This window comes from Chitinophaga sp. RAB17 (genome assembly GCF_052114225.1).
In the GTDB taxonomy this organism is placed as follows: Bacteria; Bacteroidota; Bacteroidia; order Chitinophagales; family Chitinophagaceae; genus Chitinophaga.
Genome location: NZ_JBFREI010000006.1, coordinates 596,882 through 617,237 on the forward strand (window position 1 = coordinate 596,882; position 20,356 = coordinate 617,237).

Below are 20,356 nucleotides of genomic sequence, written 5' to 3' on the forward strand. Positions count from 1 at the left end.
GAATCATTCGGGAAGTGCGTCTTCAACCTGGTGAAACCTAATAAAAGAACATATTGAAATTGAAAAATTGATGGAAATGAAAAGAATCGTAAGACAATTGGTACTTGGTTTTACTGGCCTGCTGATAGGAGGTATAGCCAGTGCACAATTGACGGCAAATGATAAGAAACAGGAGGAGAAAATCCGCTCATTGATCCATCGGATGACCCTGGCAGAAAAAGTTAGTTTGCTGCATGGGAATTCAAAATTTTATGTATCAGGAGTAGAGCGATTGGGTATCAGGGAATGGGCATTGAGCGATGGGCCTCATGGAGTGCGTGCAGAAATAAACCGGCACGACTGGGCCTATGCAGGATGGACTAATGATTCCGCCACCTGTTTTCCGCCGGGTACAGCGCTGGCTGCCACCTGGAATCCTAAGCTGGCTTACCAGCGTGGAATTGTGCTGGGTGAGGAAGCTCGTTTCCGGAAAAAAGACATCTTACTTGGACCGGGGATCAACATTATTCGTTCTCCGCTTGGTGGAAGAAATTTTGAGTACATGAGTGAAGATCCGTTGCTTATTTCAAAGATGTCGGTTGCCTATATAAAAGCATTGCAGTCGAAAGATGTGGCGGTAAGTGTAAAACACTGGTTGGCCAACAACCAGGAAACGCATAGGGATTCTGTGGATGTACATATGAGCGAACGTGCCCTGCGTGAAATTTATCTCCCGGGATTTAAAGCTGCGATAACCGAAGGCGGCGCCTACACGGTAATGGCAGCATACAATAAATTCAGAGGAGACTGGTGTGCGGAGAATGAATACCTGAACAGGGAAATCCTCCGAAAAGAGTTTGGTTTTAAAGGCGTGTTGATGACCGACTGGGCAGCTGCACATACCACCGTAAAAGCGGCTTTAACTGGTCTTGATCTGGAGATGGGAACGGATAAAAAGGATTACCATGAATGGTATTTTGCCGATCCGTTGATCAACGCTGTAAAAGAAGGGAAAGTACCGGTAGCCATTGTTGATGAAAAGGTAGCGAATATTTTGCGGGTGATGATGGCGACAAAAATGTTTGATGAAGGAAAACGGGAGAAAGGAAAAATGAATACGCGGGAACATCAGCAGGCAGCGTATAACGATGCCGCTGAGGCAGCGGTGTTGTTGCAGAATAATGGAAATATACTTCCTGTTGATTTTAAAAAAATAAAGTCAGTTGCCATTATCGGCGATAATGCTACGCGCAGGCATTGCGATGGTGGGCTGAGTTCTGAAATAAAAGCCCTGTACGAAATTACACCGCTGGAGGCTATCCGGAAAAAATTCGGCGCTGATGTGAAAATTAACTTTGCACAGGGATATGAAAAGCAGTCGACTTTTAAAGAAGGCAGCAATACAGGTCAGACAAGTGCTGATAAGATCGATTGGAAATTGATTGATGAAGCGGTGAAAGTGGCGAAAGCCTCAGAAGTGGTGATTGTTTTTGGGGGACTCAATCATGATTTTGATACGGAATCTTCCGATAAGCAAAATATGGATTTGCCTTATGGGCAAGATGTATTGATTCGTGAAGTTGCCAAAGCTAACCCGAATACCGTGGTAGTTATTATTGCCGGTTCACCAGTGAAATTATCAGGCATTGTTCAGCGGGTACCCGCCATATTATGGTCGTGGTTTGGTGGAATGGAAGCCGGCAATGCGGTGGCTGATTTACTGAGTGGTAAGGTAAATCCTTCCGGTAAACTACCATTTACGCTGCCGGTATCACTGGACCAGTCGCCTGCACATGCATTGGGCAATTTCCCCGGAAGAGATCTCAATGTAAATTATGAAGAGGATATTCTGGTAGGATATCGTTGGTTTGATACAAGGAAAATTGTTCCCCAGTTCCCATTTGGATATGGTCTTTCCTATACCGGATTTTCGATCAGTAATTTTTCTGCAGACAAATCCAGTTACGGAAAGGAAGAAACCATCCATGCAAGATGTACAGTAACAAATACAGGTTCCCGTGCAGGCGCGGAAGTGGTGCAGCTGTATGTCAGCGATCCGCAATGCTCCGTACTGCGTCCTGAAAAAGAGTTGAAGGATTTTGAAAAAGTTTTTCTTCAGCCCGGCGAAACGAAGGCCATTGAACTGACGGTAAAAGTGGCTGATCTGGCATTTTATGATGAGTCAAAAAGATCCTGGAATGTAGAAGCCGGAGACTTTGTACTACAAATAGGGAATTCATCCCGCGGTATCTCATCGGCTGTGAATATTTTGGTGAAGTGAGGTTAATCAATGAAAATAGGAATTCAGATGAATAAAAGTACCATAGTTGTTCTTATAGCGATTTTAATGTCAGGATTGACTGCAAGATCACAGCAAGTCAATAAATTTTTTCCTGTGGAAAACCTGATCACCACCGGCATCTATTATTATCCTGAGCATTGGAATGAAAACCAATGGGAGCGGGATATAAAAAAGATAGCCGACATGGGTTTCGAGTTTGTACATCTTGCTGAATTTGCCTGGTTTAAAATGGAACCTACGGAGGGGAAATTTGAATTTGAATGGCTGGATAAGGTGGTAAACCTCTGCACAAAATATCATCTGAAGGTACTGATGTGTACTCCTTCCGCTACCACGCCGGCCTGGATGAGGACCAATTATCCGGAAACCTTTGTGATGGACGGGCATTATATCCGTGGAGAGCAAGGTACACGGGGATTGGGATCAATTGTCAATCCTGCTTACCGGAAGTTTGTGCAGGCCATTGTAACGGAAATGGCTAAACGTTACGGAACCAACAAAAGCGTGGTGGGGTGGCAACTCGATAATGAGCCGGATGCAAAGGCGGATTACAGTCCTTCTTCACAGGAAGCCTTCAGACAATGGCTGCAAGGCAAATACAAAACTATTGATGCCTTGAATGCCGCCTGGGGAACAGCCTTCTGGAGTCAGTGGTACAATAATTTTGACCAGGTGATCATTCCAAATACAAACCTGGTAGGCTGGTGGGGTAATAATCCTCATGCTCTGCTGGATTTTAAAAGGTATTGTGCAGATGCGCAGGGGGCATTTCTCGATTTTCAGGCTGATATATTGCGGAATAATATCTTAAAAGATCAGTTTATTACTACTAATTATACGGCAGTTTCCACAGGAGCCGATCCCCGCCGGACGAATAAACTGGATTTCGCCACCTATACCGCTTATCCAAACGGAGGTACGAGTAATATAGGGGATCAGGGTTTTCGTTTGGGAAATGGAAAGGTAATTCTTTTTGCTGCGGAATATTATAAATCAGTGGGTGGCATATCCGGCGTAATGGAAATTCAACCGGGCCCGGTAAACTGGGGCAGCTATAATCCGCTGCTTTTACCGGGTACCGTGCGTATGTGGCTTTATCACACGTTTGCAGCAGGAGGGAAGCTAGCCAGTTCTTACCGGTTTCGCCAGATCAATTATAGTGCGGAGCAATATCATGCCGGTGTTATACAAACGGATGGTGTAACCCCTTCACCCGGTGGAGAAGAGTATATGCAATTCATGAAGGAAATAAAGGCGTTAAGAAAACAATACAAACCTGGCGCCGTGATGCCTGAAAAGTTGGCTGACCGTTCAACAGCGATTCTCTGGAACCTGGAAAATTACTGGACAATTGACCGGCAAAAGCAGACCTGGCAATGGGATACCTGGAATTACCCGGTTAAGTTCCTGGAAATAGCCAAATCATTCGGCGCACCAGTAGATATCATTCCCGAAACCGCTGATTTGTCGGGATACAGGTTTGTCATTGTACCTGCATATGAAATGGTGGATAGTGCTTTGGTAAAGAAATGGCAGGAGTATGCCGCTAAAGGAGGGCATTTAATTATTACCTGCCGTACGGCCACCAAAGATCGTATGGGGCACTTCTGGGAAACAGGATGGGCTGCTCCTATATCCGGGCTGATAGGGGCCAATGTTAAAGCAACTGATATGCTTTCAAACGGCGCTAAAGGAGATATTCTGATGACATCAACTCACTATGGCTGGAATAACTGGGCCGACATACTGGCGCCTGATAAGAACACTGCTTCTCTCGCAGTATATAACAACCAGTTTTATAGTGGAAAAGCAGCAGTAGTAAAACATAGCGTTGGCAAAGGCAGTGTTACCTATATCGGTGTGGATACGGATGATTCGAAACTGGAATCTGATGTACTACAGGAGATCTATACTGGTGCGGGGGCCACCACCGAGCATTATCCGCCGGGTGTGTATGTATACTGGCGGGATGGTTTTTATATGGCCGTGAATTATTCCTCTGATAATTATGAAATGAAAATGCCCGGCCATGCGAAAATATTGATCGGAAGCAAAGTGCTGGAGCCAGGAGGCGTATTGGTCTGGAACGAATAAAATAACGTTATAAAAAAATAAAATGAGTAACAGGTATTTATTTATTTCGATCATCTGTTTGATGGCCAGTCATATCTGTCCGGCTCAAACAGATAGCATCTCAGTTAAAGCGAACACGGTACCTACATTTTCCGACCCGCCTGCCGGGTATAATGCGCAGCATAGTAACGTATCTCATGGCAAATTAACTGTGGTGCAGTACGACTCAAAAACGCTTGGGAAACGCCGGGAAATGAATGTGTATACGCCTCCGGGATATTCCGCTGGGAAGCGGTACCCGGTGTTATATCTGCTGCATGGTTTGGGACAGGACTATCGTCAATGGACGGAATGGTGCCAGGCAGATAATATTGCAGATAACCTGATCGCAGATGGCAAGATGCCACCAATAATAATGGTTTTCCCCAACGGCGATAGCAAACTAACTGTAACAGATACATCAACAGCCGGCCGTTCCGGGAGAGCAGATGGTTTTGAAGGCTACAGAAAACCATTTGAGGAGGATTTACTGAAAGATATTATTCCCTACATCGAGTCACATTATGCTACGATTAATGACCACGAACATCGTGCTATAGCGGGTTTGTCAATGGGCGGGGGACAGTCGTTAAATATAGGGCTACATCATCTGGAAACTTTTGCCTATATCGGTGGATTTTCCTCGGCGCCTAATACGAATAAGTTTGGTGGCATGTATGCGGACGTCGAATTCGTTCCGGATATGAAGGCTGCCCGGGAGCAAATGAAACTGCTATGGATAGGATGTGGGAATAAAGATGGTCTTTTTGGAATTAGTGAAAAGGCGCATCAGTATCTTAACGAGATAGGTGTTCCCCACATCTGGAATGTAGATACTAACGGGCATGACAACAACGAGTGGGACCGTAATCTGTATTTGTTTTCTCAGCAAATTTTTAAAAGGTAGTAAGAAAGGTAAATATTTTAGAAGATGAAAAAGAATATCCTTCTTTTGATGCTCCTGTTTTCTGCCATTGCAGAAACATTGGTGGCACAAAGGATAAAAGAGAAGAAGCCAGCTATTCCCGAACGCGTTATCAATATTGACTTTAATAAAACAGCCGGTAAACTCAACACCATGTTTAATGAGTGTGTAGGCGCCGGCCGCGCCAATGAAGGGCTTCGGGCAGACTGGCAGCAGCAGCTGGCTTATGTAAAAAAAGAATGTGGTTTCAGATATATCCGCATGCATGGTCTTTTAACTGATGATATGGCGGTATATACGGAGGATGGTAAAGGAAATCCGGTATACAACTATATGTATATTGATGTGTTGTTTGATTTTTTGCAAAGTATTGGCATGAAGCCCTTTGTTGAATTGGGTTTTATGCCTTCTGCATTGGCGAGTGGCTCCAAAACAATCTTCTGGTGGCGTGGTAATGTAACTCCACCAAAGGACTACGGGAAGTGGGCGGCATTGGTACAGGATCTTACCCGGCATTTCACTGCGCGTTACGGCGCTGAAGAGGTGAAAACCTGGTATTTCGAAGTGTGGAACGAGCCTAACCTGGACGGTTTTTGGGCAGGTACGCAGGAAGACTATTTCAAATTATATACTTACAGCGCGAAGGCAATTAAAAGCGTTAACGCGTCTTACCGCGTAGGAGGACCAGGCACGGCCGGCGCTGCATGGGAACCAGAAATGATTGCGTATTGTGATAAACATCAGGTACCGATAGATTTTGTAAGCACGCATGCTTATGGTGTAAAGCAGGGATATCTCGATGAATTTGGCAATTCAGGTACTGTGCTCGATAAAAATCGGATGAGTGTGAGTGGTGATGTGCTGCAATCGCGGAAAGAAATTGCCAGTTCCACTATGCCTCACCTGGAGCTTCATTACACTGAATGGAGTGCTTCCTATACCCCGGCTGATCCTATCCACGACAGTTATCACGAAGCAGCATATGTTTTGCAAAAATTAAAACAGGTAGGCAACGCTGCCAACTCCATGTCATATTGGGTATTTACTGACATTTTCGAAGAACCCGGTCCCCGTTTTACGCCGTTTCACGGTGGTTTTGGCATGTTGAATACACAAGGTATTAACAAACCGGTATTCTACGCTTATCAGTTTTTGAACAGATTGGGACATATTGAATTGGAAAACAACGATGCTACTTCATGGGTATGCAGGGATTCCACAGGAAATATTCAGGTACTGGCCTGGGATTTTACCAATACTCATCCGGGAGATTCCGTGCATAATCAGCAATATTATATCCGTGATCTTCCTTCAAAATCAAAAGGAAAGTTGAAGGTCAATATTGCAAACGTACCTGATGGTACCTATGCACTTGAAATATACAAAGTAGGCTATCACAGCAACGATGCATATTCCACTTATCTCTCCATGGGGAAGCCGGCACAGCTAAACAGACAGGAAGTAGAACAAATAAAGAAGCAAAACGATGGTTCGCCTGTTGCCAGGGAAATTGTTAGGGTAAAAGCCGGAGTTCCTTTTTCAAAAGAGCTGGAGATGCGTGAGAACGATGTTTTCTTTTTGAATATGATCAAACTGTAAAGATATAGGTTATTAAACGACACCGTTCCTGGTGGATGGGGCGGCAGAACTTTTGGGTAAAAATTCAATTGCAAACAATTAGTAAAAAAACAAAACAATGAGTAAGAAAACCATATTGCTTTTGTTGTGCCACGTTTTGCTTTATACAGCCGTTGCACAAAATGTTACTATTTCAATTAATTCAACTCAAAATAAACGACTGATTTCCCCATACATATATGGCCGAAACGAAAGCTTCGATAAGCCGGTACAATTTTATAAAGACGCAGGTTTACGTTTCGCTCGTATGAACGGAGGAAATAACGCAACAGGTTATAACTGGCGTAAAAAAATTACGATCCATCCCGACTGGTATAATAATGTTTATGGTACTAACTGGGATACATATGCCCAAAACATTGCGGCTAATTACCCTGGTATGCAGGGTATGTTTGCTTTTCAATTACTGGGGAGAGTGGCCTCCAACACCAATAATAACTTCGATGACTGGGCTTTCAACCAGGCTCAGTATTGGGCAGGAGTAGGGCAGAATTTGGCTGGGGGCGGCACACCCAATACGCAAAATCCTTCCGGCAAGGCGTTGGTGGAAGGGAATATTAATTTGTTTACGCAGTTATGGCCTGCCGACTCTTCTGTGGGAATTCTAAATTATTGGTTTGGAACCAATGGTTTAGGACTGAACAAAAATCAGTTCTTATACTGGAATATGGACAATGAAGTAGATATCTGGAGTGGTACACATGACTATGCGATGCCAACACAGATATCTGCCACTGCTTTTATGGATAATTATATTGCACTGGCAAAGAAAGCGAAAGCTTTATATCCTGGCATTAAGCTCTGCGGCCCTGTTACCACCTCCGAATGGCAGTGGTACAAATGGTCAAATGAAAGTATCTACGTAAATGGCAGGTATTATTGCTGGCTGGAATATTTTATAAAACGCCTTGGAGATGAGTATAAGGCAACCGGTATCAAGCTGGTAGATGTAGTAGATATTCACAACTATCCCTGGTATAATAGCGATGACGCTGCGGCACTGCAGGGGCACCGGATTTATTATGATACAACATATGACTATCCGGGTTCAAATGGCATAAGAACACTCACCGGCGGATGGGATGCCTCATTGACAAAACAATATATTTTCAGGCGTATTGACGACTGGTTGACTGAACATTTTGGCGCCAACCATGGCATCACCTGTGGTATCAGCGAATGGGGCACCATGTCAAGCAGCAACCCAAGCCTTGAATCTGTTATATATGCTTCGCATCTTGGCACATTTGCAAACAATGGTGTTGAATTCTTTTCGCCGTGGAACTGGTCCATTGGGATGTGGGAAACATTGCATCTCTTTAGCAGGAATGCAAAGAAATATAGTGTTTCAAGTACTTCTTCACTGGAAAATACAGTATCTGCCTACTCCTCTGTAAATGAAAATGCCGACTCCCTGACGGTGATGCTGGTAAACCGCGACAGGACTAATTCCCGCACTGTTACTATTAACGTGAGTAATTTTACTGTTGCCAATGGAAATTATCAAACCTTGCAGTTGTCATCTCTACCGGCACAGGAAACTTTTGTATCGCATACGCAAAATGCGCTTCAACAAAGTACCGTGACGGTCAGCTCAAATTCGCTTACTATCACTGTGCCCGCACTTTCAACAACGGCAATTCTGCTGGTGAAGGCAGCCACTTCAGTGACCTATGTTACATTGGCTAACCGCGCCAGCGGACTGTTGATAGACGGCATGTACAGGTATACCGATGGAGCTAATGCAGGGCAATGGAGTAATAGCAGCAGCGATGCGCAGCAATGGTCGCTGGAAACAAACGGTAGTTATGTGAAGTTGAAAAACCGCGGTTCTGGTCTATATCTTGATGGTATGGGCAGAACGACCAACGGTGCAGTGGCTGGTCAATGGAGCAATAGTAGCAGCTATAATCAGCAATGGCAACAGATTGCTTCCGGGAGTTATGTAAAGCTAAAGAACCGCGCTACCGGATTATACCTCGACGGTTTAGGCCAAACTGCCAATGGTGCAGATGCGGGGCAATGGTCAGAAAGCAGTAGTTATAACCAGCAATGGACAATGGGAACTGTTGCACTGGCAAGAACATCAACGGTCACAGATACTCTGTCTTCGCTGAAAATACAGGGTTCGACCAATAACCAGGTGTCAGTATATCCCAATCCTTTTTCATCAACATTCAATATAATAATTGATAAGCCTGATGAGGTAGAACGCATTATTATATTCGACCTCGCAGGGAAGCAGATAGAAACGGTTAAACGTACTTCAGTTTCAGCCTTAATGTCATTGGGAACATCGCTGAAAGCTGGTACATATATAGTTCGGGTAGAAGCCACAAAATGGGTAAAGACATTTAAGGTTGTAAAGATAAATTAGCTCAAAAGAATATTAACAATATGATCATTCGTATGATGAGATATTTGCTATGTGGAATCGCTTTTTTCCTGTGTTCAATCAGTATTAACTATGCCCAGACAAAAGCGCCTGATCCGTTTGGACCAGTACCAACGGAAAACCAAATGAGATGGCAGGAAATGAAATACTATGCTTTTGTTCATTTCTCCTTAAATACTTACACAGATCAGTCGTGGGGGTTTGGTAATGAAGATGTCAGATTATTTAATCCGTCGAAATTGGATTGCCGTCAGTGGGCACGTATATGCAAAGCAGCAGGTATGAAAGGAATAATACTTACCGTAAAACATCACTGCGGTTTTTGCCTCTGGCCTTCCAAATACACCGAATATTCTGTGAAAAATGCTCCGTGGAAGAATGGTAAGGGAGATGTGGTTCGGGAATTGGCAGATGCCTGTAAAGAATACGGCCTAAAGCTGGGTATCTATTTATCACCCTGGGATAGAAATAGCCCGGATTATGGAAAGCCGGAGTATATCACCTATTTCAGGAATCAGCTGACTGAACTACTTACGAACTATGGACCGATTTTCGAAGTATGGTTTGACGGTGCCAATGGCGGTTCAGGATACTATGGCGGCGCTAATGAAACACGCACCATTGACCGTACTACCTACTATGACTGGCAGAATACCTATAAGCTGATCCGCAGGCTACAGCCCGACTGCGTAATATGGAATGATGGTGGCGATAGGGCGGACCTGCGCTGGGTAGGTACCGAAGGTGGCGTAGTGGGCGAAACGAACTGGAGTTTGCTAAATGCCAAAGGCGAAGCAGGGTGGAATATGTTGCATCATGGTCTGGAAAACGGAGATTCCTGGGTACCGGCAGAAGTCAACACGTCCATCAGACCGGAATGGTTCTATCATCCACATGAAGATGGCCAGGTAAAAACAGTGCCGCAGTTAATGGATACCTACTACAATTCCCAGGGCCGCAACGGCACACTACTGCTTAATTTCCCAATCATGCCCAATGGGCTCATTCATCCGAACGATGAAAAAGCCGCGCTTGGCTTAGCCAGGGCGGTAAAGGAAGCATTTGCAGTGAACCTGGCTATAAATAAGAAGGTGAGTGCCACCAATGTTCGTGGAAATGCCAAAAAGTTTGGACCTGATATGTCTGTTGACACCAGTAACGATACCTATTGGACCACTGATGACGGTGTGACTAACGCATCGTTAACGATAGATTTTGGTAAACCCACCACATTTAACCGTTTCCTGGTGCAGGAATATATCCGGTTGGGGCAACGCGTGAAGTCTTTCACAGTAGAAGCGCTTGTGGACGGAGGTTGGCAACAGCTGGCCAAAGCAACAACCATTGGATATAAGCGAATCCTCCGTTTCCCGGTTGTAAAGGCAACGCAGGTTCGGTTTACTATTACCGGTGCAAAAAGCTGCCCGTTAATTTCCGGTATCGGTATTTATAATGCCCCGCAGATCCTTGCTGCTCCTTCCATTACAAGGAGTCGGTCCGGCGAAATAACTATCACGCCGGCAGATGCGGAGTCAGTTATTTACTACACGTTGGGTAACGGGCAGCCAACTTCCAAATCAGAGAAATACGCCGGTCCTTTTTCGTCAGAAGGGAAATTGGAAATCAGTACCATTGCTTACGAACCAGCTACTGGTAAAAGCAGTCCTGTGTCGCGGGAGAAATTTGATATTTCCCGAAAGAACTGGAAAATCATCGGACAAAACGATGAAAAGGCAAATCTAATCCTGGATGGAAACCCATCTACCGCATGGCATCAAAGCAACGACCAAAAAGCACCGATTGATCTGTTGGTCGATTTGGGAAATGAGCAACAGCTTTGCGGTTTTAAATACCTGCCAGACCAGGGTAGTTCCACTGGAGCAATTGCAAAGTACCAGTTTTTTGTTTCGCAGGATAATACCGTGTGGACGCTGACCGATGAAGGGGAATTCCMAAACATTAAAAATAATCCCTTATGGCAAACGCGAAGCTTTACACCGGTAAATGCCCGCTACATAAAGTTTCGCGCTGTACGTGAGGTGAATGGTAATAGCGATGCTGGATATGCGGAAATAGACGTGATCACAAAATAGTTCACCACTTGCCCGCATACCTGGAATTTCGATGTGTTATCGCGGGAGTAGATAATGCTGATATTAAGGATACAGATCCCTATGTGGGCGATACACGTAAAGCATGGCACGGTCGTGCGTTAGTGGTTGTCAAAAGTACGCAACGCGCGGGTGATATTCAGCTTACGGTATCTTCCCCTGGCTTATCAGAAAATACATTGCGCATAAAAGCACAGTAGCGTTGGACGTTTGAATGTGGGCATGCCATTCAAACGTCACGAAGCCTTCCCTTTCTATACCATAAGGTATGGAAAGGGAGGGCTTCGTGACTTTATTATTAAGTATTCATCCCGCAATAATATTGTCAGGCAACCAGCGTTTATATTTTATCGTATATATTTATTATTGTCATTTTAACATTTATTTAATTGAAAAACCTGTGAAATTAATGAATTTAAGTACCATTGGAGGAATACTATTATTTTTCGTGGTGACATCCTGTAGAAAAGAGATGGCCGATGCTGAGGGAAAATTAGCATTAAACAATCATGACACTGTTTTTGTGCATCCCGGATTACTGCATAAACAGTCTGATTTCGACCGGATGAAAGGTAAAGTGGATGCAAAAGCGGAGCCCTGGTTATCCGGCTGGAACCAGTTGGTTACTAATTCGCACAGTACACTTAGCTGGCAGCCTAATCCGGCAGATACCATTTATCGTGGGAGCGATGGAATTCATCATGAAAACTACGGTCAGCTGTATAATGATGTTGCTGCTGCCTATGCTACAGCATTGAGATGGAAGATCTCGGGCGACAAACAATACGCCGACAAGTCGATACAAATCATGAACGCATGGTCTGCCAGGCTAAAGGGCATCGCTGGTAACAACGATGCGAACCTGGCAGCGGGGTTATACGGTTACCAGTTCGCCAATGCCGCAGAAATAATGAGAACATACAAAGGTTGGGCGCCTGCGGATTTCTCCAGATTCCAGAAAATGATGTTGCAGGTTTTTTATCCCATGAATCATGCATTCCTGACAAGAAAGGAAAAGTGTATGAGCCACTTCTATGCAAACTGGGACTTGTGTGTGATGAACTCCATCCTGGCCACCGGCGTATTGTGTGATGACAGGGATATATATAATGAAGCAATTAATTATTTTAAGTATGGCGCAGGTAACGGCGCAGTCACCAACGCCATTTATTTTATTCACCCGGATGGCCTGGGGCAATGGCAGGAAAGTGGCCGCGACCAGGGACATACTACGTTGGGTATCGGCCTGATGGGTACATTTTGTGAAATGGCGTGGAATCAGGGCGATGATATGTATGGCTACGATAATAACCGGTTTTTAAAGGGGGCGGAGTATGTGGCTGCGTATAATCTTGGCGATTCGGTTTCTTTTAAACCCTATGCCAATTGTGTTGGTGTTGTACAGAATGTTATCAGCAGTGGCAGCCGGGGAAATATACGCCCCGTTTGGGAGCTGGTGTATAATCATTATGTGAACCGCAAAGGACTGGCGGCTCCAAATTGTGCAAGGTTTGCCCAGAAAGCACGACCGGAGGGCGGTGGAGGAAATTACGGACCCAATAGTGGTGGCTACGATCAACTGGGATACGGAACATTAACCTGCTCGCTGAAATAAGCACTGATGCTTTTAAAAGAACAAGCCCCTGCGCTAAATGCGCGGGGGCTTGTTCTTTTAAAAATTGGAAGAGGCATGCAATATCTATAAACCCAATTAATTACTTTATCGTATAATCCCTTACGTCCACTTCTGATAATCTGAAGTATCCATAAGCAAAGTTTGCGAAATGGGTTTGATTGATGATATTTCCCCTCACCGAACCTGGTGTTGTTTGAAACGGGCCGGTACCAGCCCCGGATGCTGCTAACAATTTTCTGAAATAATCATAATATCTCCTGGAAATCCCATACAGCCTTATGTTTACCAGATCTCCGACCTTCAGGTCTTTGTCAGAAAAGTATTCCTGCATTCGGTTGCCCTGACTGTTCTCGTCATTTTTGGCTTTATAATCCGGAAATGTTGACACAGGTGACAAAATACGGTGCAGATAATAATTTTCCTCATTGCCATTATCCTGGTAGTAGTATTTGATTTCCATTTCATCACCTCCAAATCCGCCGGTATTATTTTGTTCAATATTATTTTCAATATTCGGCACACCTATGCAGGTTTCAGTTGCGGTATAAATCTCCCCATTTAAAACTACTTTTAATGTATAGGTTTCCCCGATAACCGGCTGGAAATTGGAGCAGATATATTCTCCCGTACCGGGATTTTCTATAAAACTAAAAACAGTATTTGCTGAATTTGTTATAACTACATTGGCTCCTGAAACTGTTGGAAATGTTTTACTGTAATATCCGGTTGTGGTAGACAGTTTGATTTTCTGCTCATTGCCTGCCGTACCCTTTACCCAATCAATTGACGCGTCAATTACCAATTTCGGTTCTGCTGTTTCTAAGTCCACCACGACTACTTTTGTGCAGGAGAGCAAAAAAAAGCAGCATGAAGCAATCAGGTATTTAAGTATGTTTTTCATTTTTGTATTATTAGAATTAAAATCTGAAATTGTAAGTCACACCCGGAATGATACCGAAAATAGATATCCTCTTCGCTTCACTTAATCCTGTTTCTCTGTTTTGCTCAAACATCATAGATGCGGCGTTGCTTTTATTATAAACATTGTAAATACTGAACACCCATTCACCTTTCCACCTTTTTTTGCTGTCAGGTTTCGGTGTGTAGGTGGCTGATAAATCCAAATGATGATAGGCRGGAAGCGAGTTAATATTTCGCTCTCCGTAATTCGCAATCGTAATTCCCTGGTACTGATATTTGCCGATTGGATAGGTGGCAGCTTTCCCTGTTTGGTAGGTAAAAATGCCGCCAAAACTCCATTTCTTCGTCAGTTGATAAGCGGCTGTAAGTGAAAGATTATGGGTTTTATCATAATTGGCACGATACCATTCGCCATTGTTAATGCCGGGTTCTTCTGCATTTCTTCCCGGTGTGCGCTGCTCTGCTTTAGAAAGGGTGTAAGAAAGCCAGCCTGTCAGTTTCTCACTATTTTTCTTCAGCATCACCTCAAGTCCGTAAGCCCTTGCCTCCCCGTTTAGCAATACCTGTTCTATGGCTTTTTGGGCAATCAATTCGGCACCGTCAATGTAATCTGCTTTGTTTTTAATTTTCTTATAGAAAGCTTCTGTTTCCAAAGAATATTTTCCATCGCGGAAATTTCTGAAATAGCCCAGCGCAACCTGGTCAAGAATTTCGGGTTTCAAATATTGGTCGCTCGGTGCCCAAATATCGAGTGGAGAAACGGAAGCTGTGTTGGAAATTAAATGGATATACTGACTCATCCGGTTATAACTCGCCTTAATGGACTGATCGTCATTTATGGCATAAGAAACTGCCAAACGAGGTTCTAAATTTCCAAAATCAGTAATCTTTTTGTTTTTATTGTAATGTGTTGTACCCGTAGGCGTTCCTTCCTCGTAAATTTGTAACTCGGGGTTGAAAATCACTGCCTGGTTATTGGCATAATTATTTACATTCTGTTCCCCCAACCGTAGGAAATGGCTATATCGGAGTCCATAGGTCAATGATATTTTATCCGTGAGTTTTTGTTCGGCACTGATATACAATGCATTTTCCCAGGCATATTTTTTTTCAATCTGGTCGGGATTGATAGATGATGTACTATCTATAGGTTTTATTGTGCCGGGATTGAACTGGTAGTAGATGGAATTGACGCCATAATTCAAAATCAGCTTATCAGACAGGTAATGGCTAAAATTGTACTTAAAGTTATAATTACGGATGTCCGATACCCAATCGATGCCTACATATTTTATCTTCAGGCCATAATCGTACTTACTGTAAATGATCGAGGCATTGGAGAAAAATTTCTCGGAGAAGTTATGATTCCAGCGAAGATTAAAGAATGAGTTCCCATAATTGTTGCTGAAAAAATTGCTAAAATCCATTTTATCCTTGCCGAAATATCCTGAAAGGAAAATCCTGTTATTGTCATTGAGCTTAAAATTCAGTTTGGCATTCAAATCATAAAAAGAAACAGCATTGGGGTTGTCAGCCAGTTTCATAAACAATTGAGCATAAGAGGTACGACCAGCAACTACGAAGGAACTTTTATCTTTTACAATTGGGCCTTCTGCCAATAATCTGCTCGAAATCGCCCCAATTCCACCCGTTACGTGATATTCTTTGTTGTTTCCTTCTTTTTGATAAATATCCAGAACAGCCGAAGTGCGCCCACCGAAATTAGCAGGTATTCCACCTTTGTACAATTTCAAATCTTTAATCACATCAGCATTAAAAACGGAGAAGAAGCCGAACAGGTGTGAAGTATTGTACACAATGGCTTCATCTAACAGTATCAAATTGCCGTCAACCGAACCGCCCCTGACGTTAAAGCCTGTTGCTCCTTCCTGGGCAGTGGAAACTCCCGGAAGTTGCAGAATAGCTTTCAAAATATCCACCTCGCCCATAACTGCCGGCATCTTTTTGATGGTGGAAATACTGAGTTTATTCACGCTCATTTCCGGTTTTCGGATGTTGCTTGCCGAGGGCTTATATTTTACCACTACTTCATCCAAAGTTTTGCTTTTTTCAAGCATGGAAAAGTCTTTCCTGATATTTCCTGTCAGAGAGATATGTTCCTCAATATTCTCAAATCCTATGCAGCTGATAACGATTGTATATTCTCCTTTGGGGAGGGTGATAGAATAAAAACCGTAGGCATTGGTAACTGTTGAAACTTTTGCGCCTGGGATGAAAATACTTGCCCCGGCTATTGTTTCCGTGTTTGTTTTTATGGTGATTATTCCACTCAACGTGACTTTCCCCTGTGAATAGGCCCCCAATGAAATGGTTATAAACAGTAGTGTATAAATGAACTGGTATCTCATCTTTTAAAAATCGATTTAATAATTACAATTGGATACAAAACTATTCCTTTGGACAAGCGGCTTTTTCTAATTATACCAAACATGGCATCTTTTATAGCAAAGTATGTTGGGGTGCAACAAAATATATTTCTTATTTTATGCGTTTTCATGCTTTCGTATAAAAAGCACACACTTTCGTATAAATGCAGATCATGCATAGCTTAAAATGTTAAGTTTGTTCTATACAATTTTATAAATGAGTGATTTTACCCATCAAAAGCTTATTAGCGAAAACGTGCTTTTTCGCTTCCTGATTTCACCTGAACGCAGGATGTTCCGGCATCTGCTGTTTATTGTTTTTATAGGTACTGTGTTGTATAACAGCACTTCCATCATTGCCAACCCGATAGCGGTATTTGTATATTTTATTATATTATTCTATGTAAATATGTATGTGCTGGTGCCGAAGCTTTTGTTCAGGAATAGAAATACTGAATACTGCTTATCGGTGATGAGCATCGTTGTTGTAGTGGCTGTTTGCGGTTATTTTTTCAATCCTTTTAATAAAGAAAATGCGCTGAATATCCCGCTTTTTTCCTTCCTTACCGTGTTGCTGTTAGCGGCTTCATCGTCCATAAAACTGTTTCAGAAGGGAATGATGGACAAGCAATTGATCTACGATCTGGAACAGTCGAAAACTTACGCAGAATTGGAGCAATTGAAAAATCAAATCAACCCGCATTTTTTGTTTAATATGCTAAACAATGCCAATGTTCTGACGAAGAAAGACCCCGATAAGGCCTCGCAGGTTTTAATGAAGTTGAGCGATCTGCTTCGCTACCAGCTTTATGACAGTGCAAGAGATAAGGTGTTGTTGACTTCAGACATTCATTTCCTGGAAGATTTTTTAAATTTGGAGAAAGTAAGGCGGGATAGTTTTGATTTCCTGATTTCAAAAGAGGGGAATTTGAGCGGCGTGCAAATTCCTCCTTTGTTGCTCATTTCCTTTGTGGAAAATGCGGTGAAGCACAACAATGACGCAACAAAGTCGTCTTATGTAAACCTGTATTTCGATGTTAGGAACGATGAACTTTTCTTTAAATGCATCAACTCCAAACCTATGCTTAAACCCGTTAGTAATGCAGGCGGATTGGGGTTGACTAATGTTAAACGAAGACTGGAGCTGTTGTTCCCTGGAGCACATAGTTTAAATATCGAAGATGACTCAGACAGCTATTGCGTAACTTTAACCATAAAGCTATGACTTACAGTTGTAAGAAGGGAAGATTCAAATATCAAAGGCGAGTATTTCGTTATATAAAAAATAGTATAGCATTATGAACTGTATTATTGTAGATGATGAACCATTGGCAAGAGAAGCCATAGAGATGTTGATTGACCAAACCGCTGATTTAGATTTAATCGGTTCGTTCAAGAGTGCGGAGGCCGCCGCAAATTTTATAGAAAGCAATACAGTTGAATTAATCTTTCTTGACATACAAATGCCGGGAATTAACGGAATTGAGTTTGCCCGAACCATTCCGAAAGAAACATTTGTGATTTTTACAACCGCCTATTCTGAATTTGCTACCGACAGCTACGAAGTAGAAGCGATTGACTACCTGATAAAACCTGTAAAATCAGCGCGTTTTCAAAAGGCAGTTGAAAAAGCCCACACGTACTCCAAACTATTCAAGGCGGATTACACTAATAACAATATCGAACAGGTAGCAGACGATTTTTTCTTTGTGAGAGCAGACCGAAGAATTTTTAAAATCTACTTCAATGACATACTTTTTATCCAGGGCTTAAAAGATTATGTCGTGATGCACAGCGAAAACCAGAAAGTAATGACGGCGGCGATGAATATCAAAACTATCTACGATCAATTACCCAAAAATATATTTGTGAGGGTAAGTAAATCCTATGTCATCAATGTTAAGCATATCGGTTCTTTGGATAATAACACCGTGTACATAGGTACAAACGAAATCCCCATTGGAACTATTTATAGGGATTTCTTCTTCAGCGAATTTGTAACAAAAAAGATTGTGGGCAGGTAATAGTATTCCTGGGGAAGATCGGGAATCCCTGTAGTATGGCTTGATACGTTAGGGGATACTGATAAGGCTTAAGAAAGTAGCACAAAAAAAAGTTGCAGGAATATCCTGCAACTTTCTAAGACGGATAGTTTCCATCAATATCCGGGATTCTGCACGATCTTCGGATTCCGGTCTATTGCATCCTGCGGCACCGGATTCAGGTACATTTTCTGTGTGAATACATGGGGATGGTTCAACGGCACAATTTCGTGTTTCCACACACCGGAGTTGTTATCCGGTATCGTATTGGTGATCTTCATGGCGTGTTTGTCTACATTCATTACTGTATTTGCGGTTTTCCAGCGGATGATATCATAGAAGCGTTTGTTTTCAAAGCAGAGTTCCACTCTTCTTTCCTGGTAAATAGCGGTCCGCATCTCTGCCTGTGACAGTCCCGGTGCGAGGTTGGGGAGATTTGCTCTTTTGCGGATTTGGTTGATGGCATTGTATACAGTAGCATCGGGCCCTACGGCTTCGTTTTGCGCTTCTGCATATCCCAGCAATACTTCCGCGTATCGGTAATAAATGAAGTTGGCACCGCTCACAGCGCCGCCACCGGGTCGTACCAGTGGGTTGAGCCGCTTTTTAAAATAATAGCCCGTATTACTTACGTCATCGGTTCCAAAATCAATCTGGTTTTTGGAAGGGTGTACTTTGTCAATGCGGGTATATATAGTGTCGCCTTTGTCCATCCAATCCATTTTATAAGGTGCGCCGTCATATACGATCCAGTCGTAGAAGCGTTTCTCGCGACCTGCGTAGGGATGCTGCGGATCATAGCCTGAAGCAGGGTCCGTGATGGGCTTTCCATTCGCCATATAAAACTGGTCTACCAGTTCCTGCGTAGGACAGTAGTTCCCCCAGGTGTAGTAGACACCGTTGATCCACACAGGACCGCCATATTGTTCAAAGGATGATCCCATGATGTTGGCCACTACCTGGCGGTCCCATACCACTTCTGAATTATATTTATTGGCTTCGTACCAGATCGCGGATGGATCTGGAAACAGTTCATATACTTTGCCGTTGCCATAAAGGTCAATGAACTGTTTGAAGGTAGCAGCGGCCCTGACCCAGCGTTGGGCATCGTAGTTATTATAACCGGCCATTTTGTGGGGATCGTTGCCCGCAGCGGGTTGTGCATCGTTAAATGCAGGGCTGGCGGCATATAATTCTACCCATCCTTTCAGTGCCAGTGCGGCGCCCAGTGTAGCCCGGCCGGTATTTACGTCGCCTTTATTGTATTTGGATACCAGGTAGTTGTTTTTAACAACGGAGTCCAGTTGGGAGGTGATAAAATCTACTGTTTCCGCGAAGGTACTCCTGGGTATATATATGGCAGCGCTGTCCATGGTAAGCCTTTCCGGTGGCGTGGTAATAATAGGTAGCCCGCCGATGTGCATCCACAGCTCACTGTAGAAAAAGGCGCGGATAAAGCGGGCTTCGTCAAGTCGCTTGTTCAGCCATTCCGGGGAGAAGTTGCCGGCATTTTTACGCACTTCTGTAATGAATGTATTGCATTTGCGGATGTTGGTGAAGGTAGTAGTCCAGTTGGTGAGATCTCCGGAACCGGTAATGCCTCCCCATATCGTATAATCGTTCGAAGAGGCTACTACGATGCCTTGTTTCCAATTATAAGACGTATAGTAAAAACCGGCATCGTTGTCGTCAGTGAAGTTATCCAGGTTTTCCGGCTGGTTCCAGTAGTTGGGTAATGCGCTGTAGATATCATTGAGGAAAAGGTCGGCATTTCCTTCTGTACTCCACTGGATGGCATCCGTAAGTTTTGACTTATTCGTATTTTCCAGGAATTCCTTTTTGCAGGAGAGGATACCGAGTAATAGTATGGCAGCAGGCAACAATATGATGTATCGTTTCATGATCGCT

At 43.4% G+C, this 20,356-nt stretch carries 13 protein-coding genes; 10 read left to right on the forward strand and 3 right to left on the reverse strand.

Annotated features, from left to right (window positions below):
* Window positions 1-76: 76 nt before the first annotated feature.
* The 8 genes from AB4Z08_RS22000 to AB4Z08_RS22035 all read left to right on the forward strand — a co-directional run bounded on the left by AB4Z08_RS22000 (window position 77) and on the right by AB4Z08_RS22035 (window position 13,077).
* Window positions 77-2,260, forward strand: a complete 2,184-nt coding sequence (locus AB4Z08_RS22000; protein WP_441575936.1) for a glycoside hydrolase family 3 C-terminal domain-containing protein — start codon at window positions 77-79, stop codon at window positions 2,258-2,260.
* Between the two features lie 114 nt (window positions 2,261-2,374).
* On the forward strand, window positions 2,375-4,375 hold the full coding sequence (locus tag AB4Z08_RS22005; RefSeq protein ID WP_441575937.1) for a beta-galactosidase: 2,001 nt from the start codon (window positions 2,375-2,377) through the stop codon (window positions 4,373-4,375).
* A gap of 22 nt (window positions 4,376-4,397) precedes the next feature.
* On the forward strand, window positions 4,398-5,300 hold the full coding sequence (locus AB4Z08_RS22010; protein ID WP_441575938.1) for an alpha/beta hydrolase: 903 nt from the start codon (window positions 4,398-4,400) through the stop codon (window positions 5,298-5,300).
* Window positions 5,301-5,324: 24 nt separating this feature from the next.
* Window positions 5,325-6,917 carry a GH39 family glycosyl hydrolase gene (locus AB4Z08_RS22015; RefSeq protein ID WP_441575939.1) on the forward strand — a complete coding sequence of 531 codons (1,593 nt, stop codon included), beginning with the start codon at window positions 5,325-5,327 and terminating at the stop codon, window positions 6,915-6,917.
* Between the two features lie 286 nt (window positions 6,918-7,203).
* Window positions 7,204-9,333, forward strand: coding sequence for a glycoside hydrolase family 44 protein (locus tag AB4Z08_RS22020; RefSeq protein ID WP_441575940.1), 2,130 nt, complete (start codon window positions 7,204-7,206; stop codon window positions 9,331-9,333).
* 32 nt (window positions 9,334-9,365) lie between these two features.
* A complete protein-coding gene (locus tag AB4Z08_RS22025; RefSeq protein ID WP_441575941.1) occupies window positions 9,366-11,444 on the forward strand; it encodes an alpha-L-fucosidase in 2,079 nt (692 codons plus the stop codon).
* A gap of 8 nt (window positions 11,445-11,452) precedes the next feature.
* Entirely contained in the window at window positions 11,453-11,662 is a 210-nt protein-coding gene (locus AB4Z08_RS22030) for a hypothetical protein (RefSeq protein WP_441575942.1), read from the forward strand.
* Between the two features lie 209 nt (window positions 11,663-11,871).
* Window positions 11,872-13,077, forward strand: coding sequence for an alginate lyase family protein (locus AB4Z08_RS22035; RefSeq protein WP_441575943.1), 1,206 nt, complete (start codon window positions 11,872-11,874; stop codon window positions 13,075-13,077).
* 100 nt (window positions 13,078-13,177) lie between these two features.
* On the opposite strand, the gene AB4Z08_RS22040 is transcribed toward AB4Z08_RS22035, so the two are convergent.
* Together AB4Z08_RS22040 and AB4Z08_RS22045 are read right to left on the reverse strand one after the other, a co-directional pair.
* Window positions 13,178-13,999 (reverse strand): DUF4249 domain-containing protein, encoded by an 822-nt coding sequence (locus AB4Z08_RS22040; RefSeq protein WP_441575944.1) that lies wholly within the window; start codon window positions 13,997-13,999, stop codon window positions 13,178-13,180.
* A 16-nt stretch (window positions 14,000-14,015) separates the two neighbouring features.
* Entirely contained in the window at window positions 14,016-16,388 is a 2,373-nt protein-coding gene (locus AB4Z08_RS22045) for a TonB-dependent receptor (RefSeq protein WP_441575945.1), read from the reverse strand.
* 235 nt (window positions 16,389-16,623) lie between these two features.
* Here AB4Z08_RS22045 and AB4Z08_RS22050 point away from each other — a divergent pair, with 235 nt between their 5' ends.
* Window positions 16,624-17,631: a sensor histidine kinase gene (locus AB4Z08_RS22050; protein WP_441575946.1), complete on the forward strand. Its 1,008-nt coding sequence runs from the start codon at window positions 16,624-16,626 to the stop codon at window positions 17,629-17,631.
* Between the two features lie 73 nt (window positions 17,632-17,704).
* Window positions 17,705-18,430, forward strand: coding sequence for a LytR/AlgR family response regulator transcription factor (locus AB4Z08_RS22055; RefSeq protein WP_441575947.1), 726 nt, complete (start codon window positions 17,705-17,707; stop codon window positions 18,428-18,430).
* Window positions 18,431-18,564: 134 nt separating this feature from the next.
* Here the strand turns inward: AB4Z08_RS22055 and AB4Z08_RS22060 are convergent, their stop codons facing one another.
* Window positions 18,565-20,349 carry a RagB/SusD family nutrient uptake outer membrane protein gene (locus AB4Z08_RS22060; protein ID WP_441575948.1) on the reverse strand — a complete coding sequence of 595 codons (1,785 nt, stop codon included), beginning with the start codon at window positions 20,347-20,349 and terminating at the stop codon, window positions 18,565-18,567.
* Window positions 20,350-20,356 lie beyond the last annotated feature (7 nt).

What these genes read in the sequence shown, in the direction of transcription:
- AB4Z08_RS22050 (WP_441575946.1), top strand. Translation starts at nt 16,624, where the DNA reads ATGAGTGATTTTACCCATCAAAAGCTTATTAGCGAAAACGTGCTTTTT.
- AB4Z08_RS22055 (WP_441575947.1), top strand. Translation starts at nt 17,705, where the DNA reads ATGAACTGTATTATTGTAGATGATGAACCATTGGCAAGAGAAGCCATA.
- AB4Z08_RS22060 (WP_441575948.1), bottom strand. Translation starts at nt 20,349, where the DNA reads ATGAAACGATACATCATATTGTTGCCTGCTGCCATACTATTACTCGGT.
- AB4Z08_RS22040 (WP_441575944.1), bottom strand. Translation starts at nt 13,999, where the DNA reads ATGAAAAACATACTTAAATACCTGATTGCTTCATGCTGCTTTTTTTTG.
- AB4Z08_RS22020 (WP_441575940.1), top strand. Translation starts at nt 7,204, where the DNA reads ATGAACGGAGGAAATAACGCAACAGGTTATAACTGGCGTAAAAAAATT.
- AB4Z08_RS22000 (WP_441575936.1), top strand. Translation starts at nt 77, where the DNA reads ATGAAAAGAATCGTAAGACAATTGGTACTTGGTTTTACTGGCCTGCTG.
- AB4Z08_RS22035 (WP_441575943.1), top strand. Translation starts at nt 11,872, where the DNA reads ATGAATTTAAGTACCATTGGAGGAATACTATTATTTTTCGTGGTGACA.
- AB4Z08_RS22015 (WP_441575939.1), top strand. Translation starts at nt 5,325, where the DNA reads ATGAAAAAGAATATCCTTCTTTTGATGCTCCTGTTTTCTGCCATTGCA.
- AB4Z08_RS22010 (WP_441575938.1), top strand. Translation starts at nt 4,398, where the DNA reads ATGAGTAACAGGTATTTATTTATTTCGATCATCTGTTTGATGGCCAGT.